The sequence below is a fragment of the Streptomyces liliiviolaceus genome (assembly GCF_018070025.1).
Taxonomy (GTDB): Bacteria; Actinomycetota; Actinomycetes; order Streptomycetales; family Streptomycetaceae; genus Streptomyces; species Streptomyces liliiviolaceus.
Window position 1 is genome coordinate 4,695,426 of record NZ_JAGPYQ010000001.1, and the last position, 21,267, is coordinate 4,716,692.

A 21,267-nucleotide genomic window follows, 5' to 3' on the forward strand; every position below is an offset into this window, starting at 1 on the left:
CGACTCTTGGCAGGTGATTAGATGAGTGTCAACATAGAGGCATGTCGAAGTTAGTCTCTGTCTCCGGTGCTCCGGACGCCACGACGTCTCTGGCTTGCTGCCAGCCGCTGGGGCAGGAAGAGCTCTCCGCGCCCGACGCGGAGAGGATCGCGAGCATGTTCAAGGCCCTTTCGGACCCGGTCCGTCTGAGGCTGTTCTCCCGAATCGCCGCGCAGCCCGGCGGTGAGGCGTGCGTCTGTGACATCCAGGACGTCGGCGTTTCCCAGCCCACGGTCAGCCACCACCTGCGCAAACTCCGTGAAGCGGGTCTTCTGGTCTCCGACCGGCGGGCCAGCTGGGTGTACTACCGGGTGGCCCCGGGCGTGCTTGCCGGCATGGCGGGTCTGTTGTCAGCAGCGGCGTGAGCTGAGCCGGTCGCCGAGTGGCGGCGCACTCCGGTGGGTTGAGGGCTGAGCCGCCCCGGACCGGCCGTGCCCGTCCACTCGCATTCCCAGCCGGACGACGCTGGGGTGAGGAGAAGAGATGTCCCGTGAGGCCGCGGAGCCTGCCGAGAACGCGGAGTGCTTCCAGCTGAGCGCGGCGGATGCGGTCTGGTGGGCCGGCGTCTTCAAGACACTGGGCGATCCGGTACGCCTGCAACTGCTGGTCCATCTGGCGGCACGGCAGGGAGCGGAGGTCGCGGCGCACGACATCTGCGATGTGGGAGTGGCTCAGTCCACCGTGAGTCATCACCTCAAGCGGCTGCGGTGCATGGGGCTCGTGGAGAACAGGCGGGAAGGGCGCATCGTCTACTACCGCATGGGCGCCGGGGTCCGTTCGGCGCTGATGCAGATCCTTCAGCGCGACCAGGCCGAGGCACCCACGATGCCGTCGGCGCCCGAGGCAGCCAGGGCGCCCCTGGTGGAAGACTCCAGCCCGTTGCCGCCCTGAGGGTGAAGCGGCGGCGCCGGGCCGGAAACGGTTGCGGGCCCTGAGCCTTGCCTGCTCAGGGCCCGCTGATCAGTCCGGTACGGCTGCTCCTACGAGGGCTCGATGGTGAGCGCTATCATCAGGAGACTGCGGCGGCGGCCGGGGATACGGTCGCCGGCTGGTCCAGGTGGACCGTGGTGTCGCACAAGCGCTCGACCTGCGCCGGGTCGTGGGAAACGAGAAGGACCGTCCGGCTGCCGCGCAGTGCCGCGATCGACTGCTCGACCGTATCGCGGCTCTGTTCGTCGAGTGCGCTGGTCGGCTCGTCCAGAAGCAGGCACTCCGGTTCCAGGGCCAGCGCCCGGGCCAGGCACAGGCGCTGCCGTTGCCCCGCGGACAGGTTCTGCGCCGGCGAGTCGAGCCTGTCGGAGACCTCCTTCCACAACCCAGCCTCGCGCAGGGCCTGTTCCGCTCGCTCCTTCAGCACTTCCCGCGGGGCCCGCAGGATGTGCCGCAGCCCGAACAGGGCGTTGTCGAGGATGCTGCCGCCGAAGACGACCGGTGTCTGGGGTACGAGGACGATCTTTGCTCTGAGGTCGGCGTCTCCCTTGCCGGGCGCGATCGGCCGCTCCAGCACCTGCAGGTCGCCATCCCGGGTGAGGCCGGTCGGGAGGAGGTCCACCAGAGCACGCAGGACGGTGGATTTCCCGGCGCCCGACGGCCCGCACAGCCCGGTGGTGGAACCACGCTCCAGACTGAAGGAGACCGGCCCGACCAGGGTCTTGTCGCGGCTGAGCACGCGCAGTTGACGCACGGCGATTACGTTGTCCATCGCTCTCCTTCGAAGCGGTTGCGCAGCGCGACCGCCGCGCTGAGAAGTACTGCGGTGATCAGTACAAGGACCATGGCGCTCCCCCAGGCCTGGGTAACTGCCTGAGGGTCGCCCGAGTCCTGGGAGAGGGTGAAGATGTGCGTGGGCAGCGCCTGGACCGGCGATTCCACGACGCCGCTCGGGAAGGCGGGAGCCCCGAAGAAGACGGTCGCCGTGAACAGCAGCGGCGCGGTTTCTCCCGCTGCGCGGGCCAGGCCGAGGAGCAGGCCGGTGAGCGTGGCGGGCCAGGCATAGGGGACGACGACCGAGCGGATGAACTGAGCGCGCGTCAGCCCCAACGACAGTGCACTCTCGGTCAGTTCCGGTGGCATGCTCCGCACGCGCGCTGAGGTGGCCAGGGCAATCACCGGGATGACGACCGGCACGAGCACGATGGCTCCCGCCAGCCAGGATCTGCCCCATCCCATAATGCTGGACAGGATGACGAACCCGGCCAGCCCCAACAGGATGGTCGGCGCTCCGCCCAGCACGATCGTCAAGGTCTGCAACAGCCGTGCGACCCGTTCGGATGCGTGAACGCCGATCAGGATGCCCGCGCCGAAGCCGAGCGGGAGCGCGATCAGACCTGTGGTGCCGATGAGCAGCAGGGTGCCGACGATCTGGTCGCGTACGCCTCCGCCCGCGGCGCCCGTGGCCGAGGTGAACCAGAAGGACGGGTTGAACGCGGAGCTTCCCCGCGTCACCAGGAGGGCGAGCATGCCGAGGAGAAGCGCGGTGGGCAGCAGCAGTGCGCCCAGACGCAGTCCCATGGCGAGCCGGTCGCGCTCAACGCGCATCCGGGGCGCGCCGCGGAAGGCAGGGGCTCGCTTGTCCGAGGTACCGCGTTTTTGGCCTCGGGTGCCCCAGATGGTGGCCGCGGCCACGAACGCCAGGAGGACGAGGCCCAGTCCGCACAGCGCGGCGAAGTAAGGGCCGGATGTGCCGGCCAGCACCGGTTCGGGGCCGGCCAGTTTCGTCGTCAGTGTCTGCCCCGGATGCACCAGCGAGTGGAGGAACCCGTCGAAACTGGTGGGCAGTCGTCCGTCGGCCCGGCCCACCACCAGGAACACGGCGATGGCTTCGCCGAGCGCGCGGGCCAGGCCGAGCAGGACGGCGGAGCGCATGCCGGGCCGGGCGAGCGGCAGCACCGCGGAGCGGATGACCTCGCGGCGGGTCAGGCCCAGCGAGAAGGCGGCCTCCCGGTAGCGGTCGGGCACCGCGGTGAGCGCGTCGACGCTCACCGCCACGATCGTCGGCGTGATCATGACAGCGAGGACGATCCCGGCAGCCAGGAGACTGTCCCCGCCGGGTACGTCCCCGATCCAGGCAACGACGGGCCGGATGACCATGATGCCGATCAGGCCGTAGACGATGGACGGTACGGCGGCGAGCAGCTCCACGCACATGCGCAGCGGCCGGGCCACGCGGGGCGGCAGGTACTCCGACAGGGCAAGGGCCGCTCCCCAGCTGACGGGTACGGCCAGGATCAGAGCGAGGGCGCAGACGACGGCCGTGCCGTAGATCATGGCGAGGCCGCCGTAGGCGGCGTTGGGAGGGCTCCAGGAAGCGTCGGTCAGCAGGGCCGTCCAGTCGACCGAGCCGCTGCTGATCCCCGCGACGAGATAGCCCACGACCACGAGGAGGAGGGCTGCCACGGCGAACACCCCGGCACCCGTCCAGCTCCAAACCCATTTCGAGGGGCGTGGCCGTATTGCTGCGTCAGGTGGCGCGGCATCGCGCGCCAGTGTGGTGGTCATCGGCTACTTACCGATTTCCTTGAGCGTCAGATAGCCGTGCTTGGTCATCAGCTTCTGGCCCTTGGTGGTCAGGACGTAGTCGATGAACTTCTTGGCCGTCCCCTCCGGCTTGCCGTCCGTGATGAAGTACAGCGGCCGGGACATGGGGTACTTGCCGGAGGCGATGTTCTCGGGTGACGCGGCGATGCCGTCCAGGGTGACCACGGCCAGGTCCTTGTGCCCCTCGACGAAGCTGGTGGACAGCGGGGCCACCGAGCCGGGGGTCGACTTCAGCTTGTTGCGGGTTTCGAGGTTGCCGCCCACGATCGCGAAGTTGTCCGACTCCGGCGGCGCGGGGGCCTTCTTGTCGCCGTAGATGTACTTGTCGAGCACCTCGCGGGTCCCGCGGCCTGGCTCCTTGTCGTAGACGAAGACCTTGAGATCGGGTCCGCCGACTACGGACCAGTTGGTGATCTTGCCTTCGAACAGGTCCCGTACCTGATCCACGGTGAGGTTCTTGACGCCGGCGTCGGCGACCTTCTTGGTGACGATGATGCCGACGGCGTCCGAACCGATCTGGGTGGATTGGAAGTCGGTGTCGGGGCTGGCGGCCTTGTCCTCGTCCGCGAGGGGCTTCGAGCTCATCGCGATCTTGATCTGGCCTGCGGCGAGCTGGGAGATGCCGCCGGCGGAACCGCCCTGGGTGGCGACGGTGATGTCGAGTCCGTCGGCCTTGAGGGCCTCAGCGGCGTCCGCGGCCACGGGGGCTACCGTGGTGGAGCCGCTGACCTGCAGAGCACCTGATCCTCCCGCTTTTCCGTCGGCGCAGGCCGTGGCAAGGGACGCGAGGACCAGAGCGGTTGAGGCGAGGTGGGCGAGGCGACGCTTCGTGCTGAACACCAGTGGGGCCTTTCTGTCTTCATGGGATACCGCGGCGTGGATGTGGGCATGGGTGTGCGACATTTCTCGGTCCCCTCTGCGGCGGTCACTGAGGTGACGGCTGGAGGGAAACCGGCCTGACGTAGCTCTGCGACGACAGGTGCACACCTGTGCCGTCCGCGCTGTGGCTGGTGTTCATCTCGCTCGTGTGGAGCGAGGCGAGGCGGCCGGGCGGGCGGGGCAGGAGTCGGGGTGTGGGCAGCGGAACGTGGGCACCGGCTGGAGCAGGCACCACGAAGGACGTACGTATGAACATGTCAGATCCTTAGGGAATGGCGGTGCCCTGAAGGGATTACGCGGGCGGCACGAACCCCAGAGGGCGGCTGCCTGCGCAGGCTGCAGACGGATCTGTAGCGGTGCAGTAGGGACGGCGCTGTGCGTCGTCATGGCTGTGGTGCCTTCGGCTCAGGGCCGTCGGCACCGCGGTGACGGAGTGCTCCTCCTCAGCGGGTGAAGGTGATCCAGGCGTGGCCGAACGCGGCCAGGTGGACGTGGAGTCCGTCGGTCTCCTGCGTGGTGTGCAGGGCGCCGCGGACGAAGTGGGCCTGCTGGCCTGCGGTCTCGGGCAGGAGAGCGTGCAGGCTCGCCGAGACGGCGTCGCTGGAGGGGTTGTGCATGCACAGCACCTGGCACGAGCGGTCGGGCGACTCCCGAAGGACCGCCCACACGCCGCCTGCGGCGGCGAGCGGCCGCACGGTCGAGTCGTCCGCGAAGGCGGACGCGATGGAGGGCGGCAGCGGACAGCCCGTCTGATCGGTGGGGCCCTGGAGGGTGGCCTGCAGCGAGGCGAGCAGTGCGGGGACCGCGTCCTCGGTGCGTACCGTGGCGGCGGTCGGGGTGGGGGGACTCATAGGAGGGGCCTTCCTGTCATGGCGGATCCGGGCTTGTGTCCCAGCAGGTGCAGGACCGTGGGGGCGACGTCGGCGAGCGTTGCCCGCTGGGGCAGCGTGGCAGTGGCTTCCTTGTTCGCGGGCACCACGACGAGGGGCACCGGGTGGGTGGTGTGCCCGCCGTAGGGGCGGCTGGTTCCGTCCGGTGCCTGCTTGGTCATCTTCTCGGCGTTGCCGTGGTCTCCCACGAGCAGCAGCCACCGGCCCGACTCGGCGGCGGCTGTGGCGATGCGTGCCACCGCGGCGTCGGTGTGTTCGCAGGCTTTGACGGTGGCCGCGTAGTCGCCGGTGTGGCCGACGACGTCGATGTTGGCGAGGTTGGCGATGACGAGGTCGACTTCAGGGCGGGCCGCGGCGTCGAGGACGGCGTCCGTGACCTGGTCGAGGTTCATCTCCGGGCGGGCCTTGTAGTCGGGGGCGCCGGGGCCGGTGATGCGGACGTGTTCCTCGACGCTGCGTGCCGTGCTGTCACGCCCGTTGATGTAGTAGGTGACGTGCTCGAACTTCTCGGCCTCGGCGATGCGCACGCTGCGTACGCCTGCGGCGGTGAGTTCGTCGGCCAGACCTCCGGAGGCGTCCGCCCGCTGCACCAGCGCGGGGATGTCGGCGCGGGTGTCGTACTGGGCCAGGCTGAGGGTGTCCACCGTGCGCGCGGTGGCCGCAAGGTGCTCCAGCAGGCGGTCGGCGAGCTGCTGGATGCGGTCGCTGCGGAAGTTGAACCACACCAGGCCGTCACCGTCGGCGATGCGCGCTCCCGGTGCGTCCCGCAGGACGCTCGGGTCCACCCACTCGTCGCCGCGGTCGGAGGCGTCAGCGGCTTCGGCCGCGGTGTTCGCCTCGGTGCCCTCCGCGTCGGCCACCAGGTGGACGGCCCTGTCGGTCAGGTCGAGGTTGCCGGCCTTGTCCATGGCGTAGCCGCGGCCGATGACGCCGGCGATCGCTCCGGTGCCGGCTGCTGCGGCCAGTTCGGTGACCTGCGTCAGGTAGGTCTCGGCGGTGCCGTCGGCCACGTCGCGTCCGTCGGTGATCGCGTGGATCCACACACGGGGCACCCGCCGGGCGGCGGCCGCGGCCAGCAGCTCGCTGAGATGCCCGACGTTCGCGTGGATCTGCCCGTCCGAGCACAGGCCGACCAGATGCAGCGCCCCTCCCCTGACCGCGAGCGCGTCCAGGAGGGAGACCAGGCGCGGGTTCTCCCGCAGCTCACCGGAGTCGATGTGCTGCTGGACCAGGAGGCTGTCGTAGGGCAGAGGCCGTCCCGCTCCGATGACCATGTGGCCGATCTCGGAGTTGCCGACGGTGCCCGGCAGCAGCCCCACCGCCTCACCGGACGCGTCGGCCTGGGTGGAGGGGTAGCGGCCGGTCAGCTCGTCCAGAACAGGCGTGGATGCGGCGTCGACAGCGTTGTCCGCGGCCGGCGGGGCGTGGCCCCAACCGTCCAGTACCAGCAGGATGCCCGGGTCGCCGGGCGTGGTGTCCGGCGCGGTCACTTGGTGCTCTCCAGGGTGGGGTGGAGGGTGTCGAGGGTCTGCCAGAAGGTGGGGAAGGACTTTGCGACGCAGCCCGGGTCCTTGATGACGACGCCTTCGGTGCGCAGGCCGGCGATGGCGAAGGTCATGGCGATGCGGTGGTCGTCGTAGGTGTCGATGGTCGCGCCGTGCGGGGTGCCGCCGGTGATGTACATGGCGTCGGGGAGTTCCTCGACCTCGATGCCCATCTTGCGCAGTTCGGTGGTGACGGCGGAGATGCGGTCGCACTCCTTGACGCGCAGCGAGGCGATGTTGGTGATGCGGGTGGTGCCTTCGGCGTAGGCGGCGACGGCGGCCAGGGACGGTACGACGTCGGGCATGGCCTCCATGTCGATGTCGATGGCGCGCAGCGGGCCGCCGGTCAGGGTGATCTCGTCGTCGGTGACCTGGCTACGACAGCCCATCCGCTCCAGGGCGTCGACCAGGTGGACGTCGCCCTGGTGTGAGCCGGAGCCGATGCCGGGGATGACGACGCGGCTGCCCAGGATGGCGGCGGCGGCCAGGAAGTAGGACATGCCCGAGGCGTCGGGCTCGACGGTGACCTCGCCGCCGCGGGCCTGCTGGCCGGCCGCGACGGTGAACGTGCGGTAGCCGTCGCGTCCGACGTGCACACCCATCTCCTTGAGGGCGGCCAGCGTCATCTCGACGTACGGCTTGGAGACCAGTTCGTCCGCGATGGTGATGTGGGTGTCGTTCTCGGCGCGCAGCGCGTTGATGATCAGGCTGGAGGTGAACTGGCTGGAGACGAGACCGTTGATGGTGGTGGCGCCGCCCTTGAAGGAGCCGCCCACGACGCGGATCGGCGGGCTGCCGTTGCCGCGGACCGCGGTGGCGTCCACACCGAGCGGCGGCAGCGCCTGCAGCAGGTCGCCCATGGGCCGCTCCTGCATGCGGGTGTTGCCCGTGATGATCGTGGTGCCCTGGGCGTGGCCGGCCATGGAGATCAAGAAGCGCAGGGGGGTGCCGGCGCCGCCGACGAAGATGTCGTCCTTCGGGGCGCGCATGGGCCGGCCGGTGGGGGTGACGTGGATGCTGGCGGTGGCGTGGTCGACGGCGCAGGTGACGTGGCCGAACGTCTCGATGGCGCGGGCGAAGTAGAGGGTGTCGTCGGACAGCAGGGCGCCCTTGATGACGGTCTCGCGGCCCGAGAGGGAGGCGATGGCCAGGTAGCGGTTGGTGTAGCTCTTGGAGCCGAGGACGTTGACGCGTTCGTCGAAGGCCGCCAGGGGCAGCACGGATACCTCTTCGGCCTTCAGGCGCGGGTCGGGTGTCGCGTTCATACGGTCCTCCGTGGGATTGCGCGGATGCGGGCCTTGGGGCTGGTCAGGCTTTGACGACGCGGCAGGCGAAGCATTTGTAGGCCTGCTGGCCGGAGAGGTTGTCGTAGTACTGGTCGTCGGGCAGCGTGTTGGCAGGTTCATAGCGCGGGTCGTCGAAGAGGTCGCCGACCTTCTGGGCGGGGCCGAAGGTGTTGGGGACGAACACGGTGTCGGGCCGGATGCCGTCCCAGAAGAGTGCGGTGCCTCTCACGGCGCCCCGCGGGCTCTCCACCCGTACATCGTCGCCGTCGGCGATGCCTGCGCGCTGGGCCGTCTTCGGGTGGATCTGGATGAAGCGGATGCCGTTGAGCTGTTTGCCGGTGGGGGTCCAGTGGGTCATCTCGGCGAAGTGCACGACGCTGGGCCGTCCGGTCATGCCCATCAGCGGGAAGGTGCGGTGCACGTCACCGTTGCCGGGCACGCCCAGTCGCACCGGGTGGGTGAGGGCCTGCGGGTTGATGGGGCTGGTGACCAGCTTCTTGCTGTAGGCCACGGTGGGGTGGGCGCCGGTGACCTCGGGGTGGGTGTAGAAGATCGGCAGCGCGGTGTGTCCGGCGGTCGACAGGCTCTTCTCCAGCGCGGGGGTGGTGAGTTCGACCTTGCCGCTGGGGGTGAGGAAGCGTTTCCCGCGATGCGCCGCGTCAAGGGATTCCGCGGCCTCGTACCAGCTGGGGTGGTCGAGGTAGAGGGTGCTCACGCCGAGGTGCTCGGGTGTGGGGCACGGCCAGCGCAGCGGCTCGGTGCGCTTGCTCATGCGCTCGCGCGTCATGCCGCCCGCGCCGGGCGTGTGCTTCACGAAGTCGGCCCACAGGTTCTTGTAGTCCATCCACCGCTTGGGGAACGCCTCGCGCCATTCCTTCGCCGGGCGGCGGGTGTCGAGGTCGGCCAGCGCGTGGGCTAGGCCGATCCAGATCTCGTAGTCGGGGCGGGACTGGCCGACTCGGTCGACGACTTGGTCCTGCCAGCGGATGGCGCGGTCGTCGCGGCGCATGTAGACGCCTTCCATCTCCAGTCCGCTGCAGACGGGCAGGATGATGTCGGCGTAGGTGGCCGGCTCTTCCATGAACAGGCCGGTGTAAACGTAGAAGTCGAGCTGTTCGAAGGCTTTGCGGACCTTGGTGGTGTTGGCCGAGGACACCAGCGGGTTGCCCTGGGTGATGACGGCGCGCAGCTGATAGGGCTGGCCGGTGAGGATGGACTCGGCGAAGTAGTCCGGGCCGACCGGCAGGGCTTCGCGGCGCTCGGGCGTCTCGGCTTCCAGAGGCGGCAGATGCAGGTCACCGGGCCAGGTGTTGTGCATGAAGTTGCAGCCGCCACCGGGCTTGCCGATATTGCCGGTGACCGCGGCGAGGAACGTGAGCACCCGGTAGGTGTCGAAGGCGCCGAGCTGGTGCGAGATGCCAGCGTTGCAGAAGATCGCGGCGGGTTCGGCGCCCGCGTACTCCTCGGCCATGGCCGTGATGGTGGCGGCGGGCAGGCCGGTGACCTTCGCAGCCCAGGCGGGCGTGTACTGGTGCTTGGCCAGATGGGCCCGCAGCTCACCGAAGCCGGTCACCCACCGGTCGATGAACTCCTGGTCGTACAGGCGCTGTTCGACGATGTGGTGCAGCATGCCGAGCAGCAAAGCCAGGTCGGTGTGGGGCTTGGGCGCCACCCACCGGTCCGCGGCTGCTCCGGTCGGGGTCAGGCGGGGGTCGACGACGGTCAGCGTGGCCTTGGTCTTCTTGCGTTCGCGCAGCAGGTAGTCGAACGTCACCGGGTGGGTCTCGGCCTGGTTGGTGCCCAGGAACAGGTAGTGCCGGGCGGAGCCGAGGTCGTCCTTGCCCGTGGCGCCGTCGATGCCGTAGCCGTTGGTGAAGTTGCCCAGGCCGAAAGTGGCCGCGAGCGCGTTGCCGCCAGCGTCGTTGCAGACCGGGCCGACGTCGGTGTTGTTCGGACTGCCCAGCATCGCGAACAGGCGGCCCACCAGAGAGCCGGTGCCGCGCGGCATACGGCCGGTGGTGCGGTTGGCGATCGTGTGCACCTGGCCGGTGTCGCGCAGGTGCAGCAGCTTGCGGGCGATGGTGCGGTAGGCCTCGTCCCAGCTGATGGCCTCGAACTTGGAGTTCGCCGCACCCTTCTTGCCCGAGACACGACGTAACGGGGTGGTGAGGCGTTCCTTGTTGTAGACCAGCTGCGGCATCATCTCGGCCTTGACGCAGACCTGGCCGTTCTGGACGGGGTCGCCGTCCTCGCCGCGGACGGCGATGATCCGGTCGGCCTTGAGGTCGACGTTGAGGCGGCAGTTGGAATTGCAGAACTGGCAGGCCGTGGCCACCGTCCGGTCCGGGGTCAGGGCCGCCGACTGGTCGGTGAAACTCGCGCCCGGAACACTGCCCGGGGTGTCGGGGCTGCCGGACTCGGCGGCGCTGGCCGCCACCAGCGGCAGCAGAACAGGGGCACCCAGGCCGGCACTGCCGACGACGCTGCCCCGGACAAATCCTCTTCGGGAGATCCCATGCTGGTCGTGCTTCATGCGCGTGAGTGATCCTTCCGCCTGGTGTGGGGACAAGGCGGGCATGGCGGTGCCCGCGGCCGTGCGCACCCGGGCGCACGGCCGTGTCAGAAATTGAGGGGCAGCGAACGAAGCTGCGTCAGAGGGCGTGCTGGGGCGACGGCGTGCTCGCCGACACTCGCACCGCGTTGAGGAAGGTCTTCAGAATGACGTGCTCATCGCCGGGGGCGGAGGACAGTTCGGGCTGGAAAAGGCTGCCCATGAAGAACGGGTGGCCGGTGATCTCCAGGGCGCGCGGCGCGCCGTCGCTGTCCCAGGCGCTGATCTGCAGGGAGCCCTGGCTGGCGGCGCCCATGAAGTCGGCCGTCAGCCCGTACTCGCAGTGGAAGACCTCCTCGACGTTGGTCGTGCCGTAAATCGAGGCGAGCAGCGAGTCCTCCTTGACCGTCAGGGGGGCCTTCTCGCCGCGGAAGGAGCATGTCAGCGGGGTGACCAAGGGCAGGAGCTTCTCCGGGTCCTCGTCCACGCCTTCCGCTTCGGGAAGGTGCAGCACGTTCTGCGCGTGCTCGATGAGGGCGCTGAAGAACCCGCCGCAGGTACCGAGGAAAGGCAGCGCATTCTCACGGGCGTGGCGGACGGCGAGGTGCACGCCCTTCTGGTTGAAGTACGGCGCCCCGGGGACGACCCAGATGCCGTCGAACCCGTCGAGCCGGGAGGCATCGTGGATGTCGACCGTCGGAACCCACTCTGTGAATACGTCCCACTGCTCGCGCATGGCATCGATCTTGGGGTGAGACGGCTCATCGTGGTTGCCACGATCGCCCACCAGGGCAAGGCGAGGCTGCGCAGAGTCTGACATCGTTTTCCCTTCAAGGATTGCGGGCCAGGCGTGGGACAGCCGTCGCCAGCGACCGTTCCAGCCTCGTAAAACCGCAGCGAGCAGTGCGCCGACCGCACGACCGCTGCGTTCTGGTGGGGATGTGATGTGGTGTCAGGAACCGTGCCGCCACAGCGCGGTTGAAGGGTGAATGGAGCGCGCAATACGCCTACGGCACGGCCGGGCACATTAATGAGCCAACCGTCTGCCTGTCGGGTCCATGCAACGTCTTTCAGCCCCCCTGGCACCAGGACGGGCCCGCTCGTACAGGCCCCCGTGCTGCTTCTCGCTCAATGTATCGATGGCGGTCAAAGTATTCGAGACCCGGTTTTCAGCCGACGGTCTTTTTCCGCCAACCCCGCTCAACACCGCTCACGAACCACCACTCCGAGGCACGTTTCCGCAGGCCATCAGGGAGCAATCGCCGGTAACAGCACACACCGAAGCCCCTGCACAGCCAGCGGCGCGCCACGTCGACGCGAAGAGTTGCCATCGCGGACATGACCGACCTCCTTCAAGTCTCCGCAGGTCAATGCCACTTCGAGCCACATGCGGGCGCAGAGTGGAGATCTCGGGTAGATGGCTGAAACGAGCATCCAAAGCAAGCCGTTATCAACAGCATTCACTGTTGATACCACTCGATGCTGGTTAGTCTGTGGACCGCCGGAGGTCGGCCCTCATCCCCCGTGGAGACCGGCCTCCGGCGCCCCATCACAGGCGGCCCCGCGCACGAACACGCCCCGGACCCGCCGCTGTTGGCGTCCCCCAGCCTGATTGCTTCCTTGAGGAGATCTTTGTGAACCGCCCTGCCGGACATCCCCGCCGATGGCAGATTCTGGCCATCCTGTGTCTGAGTCTGGTTCTGATCGGGCTTGACACCCTGATCCTGAATCTGGCCCTGCCCAGCATCCAGAAGGACCTGGACGCCAGCAGCAGCCAGTTGCAGTGGACCGTCGACTCCTACGCACTGGCCTTCGGCGGACTGCTGCTGATGGCGGGAGGACTGTCGGACCGCTTCGGCCGCAAGAAGCTGCTCGCCATCGGACTGGCCGCCTTCGCAGTGACCAGCCTCGGTGCCGCGTTCGCCTCCAGCCCCGAACTGCTCATCACTTTCCGCGCCACGATGGGCATCTCGGCAGCCTTGATGATGCCCGCCACCCTGGCCATCATCAAGGACGTCTTCCCGCCGGAGGAACAGGGCAAGGCCATCGGCATCTGGTCGGGCGCCGCCGCGGTCGGCGTACCGCTCGGCCCGGTCGTCAGCGGCCTGCTGCTGGAGCACTTCTGGTGGGGCTCGATGTTCCTCATCAACGTGCCGCTGGCGGCCATCGCGCTCATCGGCGGCTTCAAACTGATCCCCGAGTCCAAGGCCGACGGCCACCCCGGCCTGGACCTCGTCGGCGCGCTGCTCTCGGTCGCCGGGCTCGTCGCCATCGTGTACGGCCTGGTAGAAGCCCCCCACAACGGGTGGGGCGACATCGTGACCCTCGGCTCGCTCCTCGCCGGCGTCGCACTCATGGTCGGTTTCGTCCTGTGGGAGAAGCGCACCGAGCACCCCATGCTCGACATCGGCCTGTTCCTCAACGCCCGCTACGGCGGCGGCGCCTTGGCCATCGCCTGCACGTCCTTCGGCCTCTACAGCGGCCTGTACCTGCTCACCCAGTACTTGCAGTCGGTCCTTGAACTGGACCCGCTCGGCGCCGGTCTGCGGATGCTGGCGATCGGCACCATGATGATCGGCGCTCCGCTCTCCGCCAAGCTCGTCGAACGCACAGGCCTCAGGAACACCGTGGTGATCGGCCTGGCGCTGTGCGCGGTCGGGCTCGGCGTTCTCGCCGGACTGCAGATCGACGACGAAGCACAGGCCCTGTGGGGTCTTGCCGTGTTCGGCCTCGGCATGGGTATCGCCCTCCCCGCCGCCGTGGACGCCATCCTGGCCGTCTCCGCGGCCCGCCAGGCGGGCGCGGGATCCGCTGTCGCCGACGTGGGCATGCAGGTCGGCGGCGCCCTGGGCATCGCGGTCAGCGGCAGCATCATCGCCACCCTCTACCGCGACGACCTCCCCAAGGCCGCGCAGGTGCCGGGAGAGGCGGGCGACGCCGTACGCGAATCCCTCGCCGGTGCCTCCGCCGTCGCGCAAGAGATCGGCGGGGCGGCCGGCGAGCGGGTGCTGTCCGCCGCTCAGGAGTCCTTTGTGCACGGCTTCACCGGCACGTTGACGGTCGCTGTCGCGGTCGCAGCCGTCGGAGCGGTCGCCTCCGCGTTCATCCTGCCCCGCGGGCAGACAGTGGAAGGGGACGGGGCTCCGGTCGCGGACGTGCCCGCGGAGCCCGAGGCCGACGCCCGGACCGGCTCGTAGTCGGTCATGGCCGCCATGCGTAGGATCGAACACGCAGTTCGCCCCGCCTCCAACAGCACCCGCGCCGCCGGTGCCGGCCCGAGCGACGGGCGCGGGGGTGACAAGGAGGTGGTGATGGCCCGGCCATCAAAGCTGAGGGTCGCGGTCAGCGATCCCGGTCAGTGGCTCAGTGAGCGTGAGCGTGCGCAGTTGCTTGCTCCGAAACTGCGCGCCCTGGCGGATGAAACGCGACTGACGCTGATTCTGCTGATCGCGCAACGTCCGCGCACGGTCAAGGAGTTGCAGGAGGCCACCGGGCTGAGCCAGACGCTGGTCAGCCATCATCTGGCGCCGCTGCGCGAGCAGGAGCTGGTGGAGGCGATCCCGCAGGGGCGCAGCAACCAGTACGTGATGTGCTGCTCGGCACTGGCGGAACCGCTGCGCATGTTCGCCAGTTTGGCGGCTCTGGATCCGGAGACGGTGGCGGCCTGTTTGGAGCCTTCCGCCCCGGCCGCCGCTACCGAGGGCTGACCGCCGCCTGCCCGCAGAGTCCCGCCTCCGCCCCTCGCGCGGAGGCAGGACTCTTTTGGGTGACCGCGTTCGCGGTCAAGCGCGAGCCCGACGGCGGCCATCACCTACTACGGGCCGACGCCTTCCTCGCAGTTGAAGCTCAGCTCCAACTTGGTGCGGACCCGCGCGAAGGCTTGTAGGGCACTGGTCGGCGGATGTGTGTGTCAGGTGGGCCGGTCTGCCTGGGCGGCGTAGGCGCGCAGTATGCGCACGAGCAGGATCTGTGCATGGTGGTTCTGTTTTAGCGGACCGCCTGGCGGCGGTGACCCCGACTTCAGAGGCCAGGAGCTCGATTAGTTGGGCGTGTCGCCTGCCATCGGAATTGTCCAATCGGACGATCGCGAGAGCTGGCAGAAGATCGGCGAGGAGGGCAGCGTTCCTATGGTCCAACGCGATGTGCCCGACACAGAGGCGAGGTTCTCCTCCACGGCAGTGCAGGGCTGTTGGGATTCATCTCGTAACCGGGCAGCGACTCCAAAGAGCAGTCCATTAGTGGGATCGCATCCTCCGTGAGGAAGCCGTGCGGTTGAGCGGCCGCAGAAACTGGTGGGCTTCTGCGGCCGCGTGCCGCTCAGTGAACGGGTGGGGACGATCGACGGAGCATGAAGGAAACTGAACGACCTGCGCTTGGGTCGACCTCGGGTGTGGGCATGGTGCTGTCGCCCTTGATCAGCTTGGCCCCTTCTTGAGTGGCAGTTGTCACGCCTGCCGAGAAAGCAACTGCCAGGACCTCTGCCAGCATGCTGTTGGCCCCGGCCTGCGGGAATGGTGTGATCGCGGAAAAGGCTTGCTCGCGATCGTGGAGCCAGTCCTGTTCTGCCGACACGGTCAGCCACTCTCCGTCGGATTGGATGAGCACTTTTGCCGAGCCCAGAGTCAGAGCTTCGGTGGCGATCATCCCAGCCAGTTCGATCGGGTCATAGCTGCCCAGACGGAAGAATCTACTTTCATTCTTGAGCAGAAATTCCATCGGATCGAGTGGGGCGATGTCTTCAGGGTGATATCTCAATCTCGCCGCCCTGCCTGAGTTCGTTGAAGAGGTTGAAGGCCGATGGGGGTATGTGGAACTCATACCCCTCGAATTTGGGCGATTTAGGCGACTCCGGGATTTTCCGACTTACGGCCCCGGCTTCTTCAAGCCTGTTCATCGCGGTGTCCGTGATCCTGACCTTGATGATCCCTTTCTGTCCTAGCTGCCTGAGCGCAAAGAATTGCGCATCGGCGTAGTGCGTGGCGAGGAAAAACCCTCCCGGCCCGTCAGTGTGTCCTGCTGCCGCCGCGGTCGCGTCGAGTCCCTTGTTCAGGATATCGACCAGCGACTTCACACTGGCTCCGTGAAAGAACAACCCACCGCTGGCTGAGCCCTTCGCCAGCCCCTCTGCTCCGAGGATCGAGGTCTCTGCCTCGTATGCCTGCCGTCTCCATCCGGTGAGTCCACCGACTCCCACGAGGGCGATCTGCTGTGCGAGTTCCTCGGCTGCTTCGGCGTACAGGTCGGCGAGGGCGTCGCAGCCTTGCTGACGGAGCAGGTATTCCGCACGGTACAACCGGTAGGCGGGGCGGACGGGGAGGTACTTGTCGACGAAGGCGCCTGCGCCGCCGTTGTCGCCGGTGAACGCGTCGTGTGCGTCGCCGAGGAACACGAAGGGTGACTTGACGACGTCGGCGAAGGCGTCGCCGAAGATGCCGAGCGCTTCGCCGAAACTGCCGACGCGATCGTTGGGGTCACCTGGGGTCAGACCGCTGGGATCCGTCAGAAGGGTGGGGGTGTTGTCGGCGTAGGCGTACGGCGAGACGTGCGGCGTGGTCTGGCCCCGGGTCGCGGGGTCGGGGCTCGTGAAGCGGCCGGTACTGGTGTTGTACTGGCGGGCGTGCAGGTCGAGGTTGCCGGTCGTGGTCTCGTACCGCGCGCCGGTGTAGGACGGGGTGCTGGCAGGGGCGCCGCTGCTGGTGGTGTTCAGGACGCGGGTGCCGAACGGGTCGTAGGCCCAGCGCTGGTGGAGGGTGCCGGTGCTGCTGGCGACATCGACCGGGGAGCCCTGCGTGTCGTGGTGGTAGTAGAAGAGGGTCCCGGCGCCGGTCTTGGTGGCGGTGGGCTGGCCGAGCGGGTCGTAGCGGTAGGACTGTTTGATGGCCCAGGCGCTGTCGTACTCGGTGGCCAGGATCGGCAGGGGTGCGTTGGGGTCCCACTGGGTGCGGCTGGTGACTGTGCCGTCCTGGGAGGTGGTGACTTGGTTGCCGGTGGCGTCGTGGTCGTAGGTGTAGTTGGCGCCCGCGACGGTGGCGGCGGAGATCTGTCCGGTCAGGTCGTAGGTGAAGGTATCGGCGCCGGCCTTGGTCTGGTTGCCCTCGGTGTCGTATTCGTAGGCGGTCGTGGTGGTGCCGGCGGTGGTTGAGGTGAGCTGGTCGGCTGCGTCGTAGGCGTAGCTGGTTGAGGCGGTGCCCAGGGTGGAGGTCTGGCGGTTGCCGACCTTGTCGTAGGTGTAGGAGGTGGTGCGGCTGGCGGCGCAGCTGGTGACCCAGGGTTGCGGGAAGCAGCCGGAGGTGAGGCGGCCCGCGGTGTCGTAGGTGAGGTCGTAGCCGCCGGTGCCGACACCCTCGCGGGTGATGTCGGTGTGGGTGGGCAGGCCCGCGGCGGACAGCGTCTGTGCGGTCTTGGTGACTGTGGTGCCCGCTTTGGTGGTGGCGACGGCGGTCAGGCGGCCGGCCCGGTCGTAGGTGCGGTCCTCGGTTTCGGTGTTGGGCAGGGCGGACCTGGTGAGGTTGTCCGCGGCGTCCCAGGTGTAGGTGGTGGTTTTGCCGTCGGCTGCCATCGTGGCGGTGCGGCCGTCGTTGTCGTAGGTGTGGGTGATGGTGTTGCCGTCGGAGTACTTGCGGGTGAGCATCTGCCCGGCGGCGTCGTAGGTGTAGGCGAAGCCGCGGGTCTTGGTCAGGTTGCCGACCTCGTCGTAGACGAAGTCCTCAGCGATCTTGGAGTTTGCGCGGGCGGTCAGCTGTCCGGCGGCGTTGTAGCCGAAGGTCGCGTCGGGGGTGGAGTCGGAGTAGTCGATTTTCGTGGTCAGGCCGCGCGGGTCGAAGGTGTAGCTGGTGGAGCCGCGGGGGGTGGTCTTCTTGACGAGGTTGCTGTCGGCGTCGTACCCGTAGGTCGTTACACGGTCCAGTGGGTCGGTGACCGTGGTCAGGCGTCGGGCCGCGTCGTAGTCGTAGGTGGTCTTGTGATCGTTGGCGTCGGTGCGCAGGGTGACGTTGCCGACCTTGTCGCGCCCGTAGGTGGTGACGGCGCCGCCGGGGGCGGTGACGGTGGTGAGCTGGTCGAGCTTGTCGTATTCGTAGGCGGTGACGCGTTTGTCTGCGTCCGTCTGTTTGACGACGTTGTTCACCGCGTCGAAGGCGGTGGTGCTCACGCCGCCGAGCGGGTCGGTGACGGTGGTGAGGTTGCCGGCCAGGTCGTAGCCGTAAGTGGTGGTGTACTGGGCGGGATCGGTGCCGGTGGCGTTGCCGCGGGGGTCGACTGCGGTGGCTTGTCGGTTGTCGCTGTCGTAGGTCCAGCTCTCCTTGTTGCCCAGCGGGGAGGTGCGGCTGAGCAGGTTCCCGTCGGCGTCGTAGGCGTAGGTGGTGGTCTTGCTGAGCTGGTTGGTGCTGCTGGTCAGCTGGTTGTTCTTGTCGTAGACGGAGCTGATCGTGTTGTTTGCGGCGTCGGTGACCTTGGTGACGTTGTCGTTGGCGTCGTAGGTGTATTTGGTGGTGTGGGTGAGCGGGTCGGTGACCACCAGCGGCCGGTTGATCGCGTCGTAGGTGGTGGAGGTCGTGCCGGCCGGGCCGGTGACCTTGGTGTTGTTGCCTGCCGCGTCGTAGGTGTAGCTGGTGGTGTAGGCGGCCGGGTCGGCCCCGGCGGCGTTGCCGCGCGGCGAGACGCTAGTGAGCAGCCGGCCCACCTTGTCGTAGGTGTAGGTGGTCTTGTTGCCGACCGTGTCGGTTTCGGAGGCCAGGCGCCCGCTCGCGTCGTAGGTGCGGGTGACGAAGTTGTCCGCCGGGTCGGTGGCCCGGGTCAGGTGTCCGGCGTCGTCGTAGGCGTAGCTGGTGGTGTTGTCCGCCGGGTTCTGCGCGGAGGTGAGCTGTTCGGCGCCGTTGTACTGGTAGGTCGTGGTGCGGTTCAGCGGGTCGGTCGCCGACTTCAGCAGTCCGCGCCCGTCGTAGGTGTAGCTGGTGGTGTAGGCGGCCGGGTCGGCGCCGGTGGCGTTGCCGCGGGGGTCCGTCTTCGACAGGATCCGGCCGGCCTTGTCGTACGTGAACGTCGTCTTCTCACCCAGCGGCGTGGTGACCGACGTCCGGTTGCCCGCGGAGTCGTAGCCGTAGAGCGTGGTCTTGTTGCGCGGTGTTGTCACGGTCGCGATGGAGCCGAGCGTGGTGTACGTGTATCCGACCTTGCCGTCCAGCGGGTCGGTGGTCGAGGTCAGCTGGTTCGACGTGTTGTACGCGTAGATGGTCTTGTTGTTGCGGCCGTCGGTGTGGCTGGTGATGTTGCCCGCGCTGTCGTAGGTCCATTTCTCGGTGTAGCCCAGGGCGGTGGGTGAGCTGCGGGTGAGCATCCGTCCGGCGCTGTCGTACGTCATCGTCGTGGTGTTGCCGCGCTGGTCGGTGATGGAGACGGGCCGCAGTGTGCGGTCGTAGTCGTAGGTGATGTTCTCGCCGTACGGGTCGATGGTCTCCATCAGGACGTTGCCGGCGTATACGTCGGTCCAGACGCCGCCGTCGGGCGCGGTGGTGTGTGACTCGCTCTTGCCGTCCCAGGTGAAGGTCGTGGTCTTCTTGTTCTGGTCGGTCTGGGACTTGATGCGGCCGGCTGTGTCGTAGACGTTGGTGACCGTGCCGTCCGCCGGGTCGGTGTAGGAGGAGAGGCGTCTGTTCGTGTCGTAGGTGTACGAGGACACGTTGTCGGCCGGGTCGGTCGCCGAGGTCAGCAGGCCGTTGCTGTAGCCGTAGGAGACCGAAGTGCTGTCGGGCAGGCCGACTTTGGACAGTAGCCCGTCGGCGCCTAGCGTGAATGTGGTGGTGCGTCCCGCGGCGTCCTTGACGGAGGCCAGCTGGCCCGACGCGTACGTCAGGCTGAGCCCCTTGCCCGCGGTGTCCAGCACAGAGGTGAGCTGGCCGCCGGTGGTGAAGGTCCGTTTGGTGTGGTCCGGTGTCGTGAGGGTGTAGTCGCTGGCGTTCTTGACCAGCTTGGCCGCCGAACCGCCCGGAGCGGTGTAGCTGCCGTCGCTGGCCTGCGTGAACACGAACGACGCCCCGTCGTCCGTCCGGTACGTCACCTTCCCGGTCGCGACCGTCAGCTTCGCGTCAAACGGTGTCGCCCAGCCCCGCCCCAGCAGACCGACAGCTGCCGAGTCGGACCGGTAGGTGCGCTCCAGGGCGAGCGGCACTCCCGGGCTGACCAGGGAGGCGTCGGTGAGCTGCTCGAAGAACATGCCGGTCGCCGTGTTGACCGGGTCGGCCCGGTGGGCCTGCGCGTAGCAGGTGCAGATGCCTGCCTGCGCGCCGGGGATGTCGGGCGTGTAGAACGCCTCCACCAATGGTGAGGTGGTTCCTCCTGGGCTCGACGAGCCGTCGGCGGCGTTCAGGAAGACCCAGGCGTAGTACTTCTTGCCGTCCTCCAGGATTCCGCCGAGCGTACTGCCGGCCCACCAGAAGCACTGGTCGGTGGGGTAGGAGTTGCTTGCCCACCAGTCGTAGCACCAGGCCCCGGTAGCTGGGGTGTTCCCGCTGGGATCGTCGGTGGACTTCTTGATCTCCTGCTGGACGACGGGGAATCCCGCCTCGTCCAGGACGTACAGCCACATCCCGGTGTACGTCGAGCCCCGCTTGGGCAGCTTCACCTGCCCGCCGATCGACAACATCCCGGGATACGCGGTCGCCCAGGCTGACACCGAGGTCGGGTTCTCGGGCGCCGCGGCGAGGCGCTGAGTGGTGGCGCCCGCTTCGGCGGCGGGACCGCGCTTCACCCCGCTTGTCTTCGGCTTTGCATGGGGTTTGCCCTTGAGTGTTCTCTCGGGCGCGTCCATGTACGAACGCATCGGCGACCGCTCGTCCCGGTCCTCGTTCATCTGACGACGGCGCTCGGCCAGCGTCATGGCCTTGGGCGGCTTCGGTAGATCGGCCGCCGTCTTGGCCTTGGGCTGCGCAACAGCTGCAGCAGCAGGAGAGGGTGGGCTGGCGCGGGGCGACGCCCACGCGGGAACAATTCCCGCGATGGCCACAAGGGCCAGCGCCAGAGCGGCTATGACGAGTCTTCGTACGTGTATAAGCACGATGCATCACCGGTGAGGAAGAAGTGAAAGATGGCCGGAGTGATGCTTGATCCAATAGACACGGAAACTAACGCCCGCTGCTGGATACGGCCGGTAAACGATGGTTGCTCAACGTGAATTGCCCTTCCTCCCTGGCCACAGGGGCAACACGACGAGCCCTCACATTTGATTGGCGTGAACACGATCATGGAGGGAGGAAGGTGTCGCTGAAAGAAGAACCAACTGCGAGGCACACCGCGTCACACAAAGGGTAAATTCGAGGTGGCAAGCAGCGGACCGATGTGGTCGATAGTCCGGTCCGCCGTCGACTTTGGAGACCCCGAACAATGGCGCCAGTTGGCGCGTCGTCAAGTTCGTGCGCCAGTAGACCGTAACCAGCAGGACAGGGTCCTCCAGCGACAGACTCCAGGGGCGGCCGCGTTGGTGGTCCGCGGTCTGCCCTCTTTCTGACTTCGATCGTTTTTGAGCCCCCGTCAATACGCTGACGGGG

15 protein-coding genes and 1 pseudogene are annotated in these 21,267 nt (G+C 67.9%); 4 read left to right on the forward strand and 12 right to left on the reverse strand.

The annotated features are described in order from the left end of the window. The first annotated feature begins 41 nt into the window (after window positions 1–41). Together J8N05_RS20555 and J8N05_RS20560 are read left to right on the forward strand one after the other, a co-directional pair. A complete protein-coding gene (locus tag J8N05_RS20555; protein ID WP_107019764.1) occupies window positions 42–404 on the forward strand; it encodes an ArsR/SmtB family transcription factor in 363 nt (120 codons plus the stop codon). A 118-nt stretch (window positions 405–522) separates the two neighbouring features. After that, the gene (locus J8N05_RS20560) at window positions 523–930 is read left to right on the forward strand and encodes an ArsR/SmtB family transcription factor (protein ID WP_107019765.1); all 408 of its coding nucleotides are present in this window, start codon (window positions 523–525) and stop codon (window positions 928–930) included. A 118-nt stretch (window positions 931–1,048) separates the two neighbouring features. On the opposite strand, the gene J8N05_RS20565 is transcribed toward J8N05_RS20560, so the two are convergent. The 9 genes from J8N05_RS20565 to J8N05_RS20605 all read right to left on the reverse strand — a co-directional run bounded on the left by J8N05_RS20565 (window position 1,049) and on the right by J8N05_RS20605 (window position 11,513). Further along, window positions 1,049–1,741 (reverse strand): phosphate ABC transporter ATP-binding protein, encoded by a 693-nt coding sequence (locus J8N05_RS20565; protein ID WP_199854891.1) that lies wholly within the window; start codon window positions 1,739–1,741, stop codon window positions 1,049–1,051. Then, window positions 1,729–3,537: a phosphate ABC transporter permease subunit PstC gene (pstC, locus tag J8N05_RS20570; protein WP_210884796.1), complete on the reverse strand. Its 1,809-nt coding sequence runs from the start codon at window positions 3,535–3,537 to the stop codon at window positions 1,729–1,731. Before pstC ends, J8N05_RS20565 begins: the two co-directional genes overlap by 13 nt. 3 nt (window positions 3,538–3,540) lie before the next feature. Further along, entirely contained in the window at window positions 3,541–4,416 is an 876-nt protein-coding gene (locus J8N05_RS20575) for a phosphate ABC transporter substrate-binding protein (protein ID WP_210884797.1), read from the reverse strand. A gap of 85 nt (window positions 4,417–4,501) precedes the next feature. Then, window positions 4,502–4,711, reverse strand: coding sequence for a hypothetical protein (locus tag J8N05_RS20580; RefSeq protein WP_210884798.1), 210 nt, complete (start codon window positions 4,709–4,711; stop codon window positions 4,502–4,504). 187 nt (window positions 4,712–4,898) lie between these two features. Continuing rightward, window positions 4,899–5,306 carry a hypothetical protein gene (locus tag J8N05_RS20585; protein ID WP_210884799.1) on the reverse strand — a complete coding sequence of 136 codons (408 nt, stop codon included), beginning with the start codon at window positions 5,304–5,306 and terminating at the stop codon, window positions 4,899–4,901. Beyond that, a complete protein-coding gene (gene gpmI / locus J8N05_RS20590; protein WP_210884800.1) occupies window positions 5,303–6,835 on the reverse strand; it encodes a 2,3-bisphosphoglycerate-independent phosphoglycerate mutase in 1,533 nt (510 codons plus the stop codon). The genes J8N05_RS20585 and gpmI overlap by 4 nt, the downstream gene beginning before the upstream one ends. Then, entirely contained in the window at window positions 6,832–8,154 is a 1,323-nt protein-coding gene (aroA, locus tag J8N05_RS20595; protein ID WP_210884801.1) for a 3-phosphoshikimate 1-carboxyvinyltransferase, read from the reverse strand. The genes gpmI and aroA overlap by 4 nt, the downstream gene beginning before the upstream one ends. Before the next feature lie 43 nt (window positions 8,155–8,197). Continuing rightward, a complete protein-coding gene (locus J8N05_RS20600) occupies window positions 8,198–10,708 on the reverse strand; it encodes a molybdopterin-containing oxidoreductase family protein (protein ID WP_210884802.1) in 2,511 nt (836 codons plus the stop codon). 118 nt (window positions 10,709–10,826) lie between these two features. Then, window positions 10,827–11,513 carry a glutamine amidotransferase-related protein gene (locus J8N05_RS20605; protein WP_247706365.1) on the reverse strand — a complete coding sequence of 229 codons (687 nt, stop codon included), beginning with the start codon at window positions 11,511–11,513 and terminating at the stop codon, window positions 10,827–10,829. Window positions 11,514–12,360: 847 nt separating this feature from the next. Between J8N05_RS20605 and J8N05_RS20610 the strand changes: the two genes are divergently transcribed. Next, window positions 12,361–13,923, forward strand: a complete 1,563-nt coding sequence (locus J8N05_RS20610) for an MFS transporter (RefSeq protein WP_210884804.1) — start codon at window positions 12,361–12,363, stop codon at window positions 13,921–13,923. A 15-nt stretch (window positions 13,924–13,938) separates the two neighbouring features. Further along, window positions 13,939–14,433 (forward strand): ArsR/SmtB family transcription factor, encoded by a 495-nt coding sequence (locus J8N05_RS20615; RefSeq protein WP_247706366.1) that lies wholly within the window; start codon window positions 13,939–13,941, stop codon window positions 14,431–14,433. 610 nt (window positions 14,434–15,043) lie between these two features. Here the strand turns inward: J8N05_RS20615 and J8N05_RS20620 are convergent. From J8N05_RS20620 to J8N05_RS20630, 3 genes and pseudogenes are all read right to left on the reverse strand, one after another. Further along, on the reverse strand, window positions 15,044–15,442 hold the full coding sequence (locus J8N05_RS20620; RefSeq protein WP_210884805.1) for a hypothetical protein: 399 nt from the start codon (window positions 15,440–15,442) through the stop codon (window positions 15,044–15,046). 22 nt (window positions 15,443–15,464) lie between these two features. Then, a complete protein-coding gene (locus tag J8N05_RS47960) occupies window positions 15,465–20,600 on the reverse strand; it encodes a DUF6531 domain-containing protein (protein ID WP_282108162.1) in 5,136 nt (1,711 codons plus the stop codon). Between the two features lie 440 nt (window positions 20,601–21,040). Then, window positions 21,041–21,200, reverse strand: a pseudogene (locus J8N05_RS20630) (helix-turn-helix domain-containing protein); the annotation flags it as partial. Between the last annotated feature and the right edge of the window lie 67 nt (window positions 21,201–21,267).

Excerpts from the sequence above, each read along its gene's own strand:
- J8N05_RS20555 (WP_107019764.1), top strand. The coding sequence starts at position 42 with ATGTCGAAGTTAGTCTCTGTCTCCGGTGCTCCGGACGCCACGACGTCT.
- J8N05_RS20560 (WP_107019765.1), top strand. The coding sequence starts at position 523 with ATGTCCCGTGAGGCCGCGGAGCCTGCCGAGAACGCGGAGTGCTTCCAG.
- J8N05_RS20565 (WP_199854891.1), bottom strand. The coding sequence starts at position 1,741 with ATGGACAACGTAATCGCCGTGCGTCAACTGCGCGTGCTCAGCCGCGAC.
- pstC (WP_210884796.1), bottom strand. The coding sequence starts at position 3,537 with ATGACCACCACACTGGCGCGCGATGCCGCGCCACCTGACGCAGCAATA.
- J8N05_RS20580 (WP_210884798.1), bottom strand. The coding sequence starts at position 4,711 with ATGTTCATACGTACGTCCTTCGTGGTGCCTGCTCCAGCCGGTGCCCAC.
- J8N05_RS20585 (WP_210884799.1), bottom strand. The coding sequence starts at position 5,306 with ATGAGTCCCCCCACCCCGACCGCCGCCACGGTACGCACCGAGGACGCG.
- aroA (WP_210884801.1), bottom strand. The coding sequence starts at position 8,154 with ATGAACGCGACACCCGACCCGCGCCTGAAGGCCGAAGAGGTATCCGTG.
- J8N05_RS20600 (WP_210884802.1), bottom strand. The coding sequence starts at position 10,708 with ATGAAGCACGACCAGCATGGGATCTCCCGAAGAGGATTTGTCCGGGGC.
- J8N05_RS20615 (WP_247706366.1), top strand. The coding sequence starts at position 13,939 with ATGCGTAGGATCGAACACGCAGTTCGCCCCGCCTCCAACAGCACCCGC.
- J8N05_RS20620 (WP_210884805.1), bottom strand. The coding sequence starts at position 15,442 with ATGGAATTTCTGCTCAAGAATGAAAGTAGATTCTTCCGTCTGGGCAGC.
- J8N05_RS47960 (WP_282108162.1), bottom strand. The coding sequence starts at position 20,600 with ATGACGCTGGCCGAGCGCCGTCGTCAGATGAACGAGGACCGGGACGAG.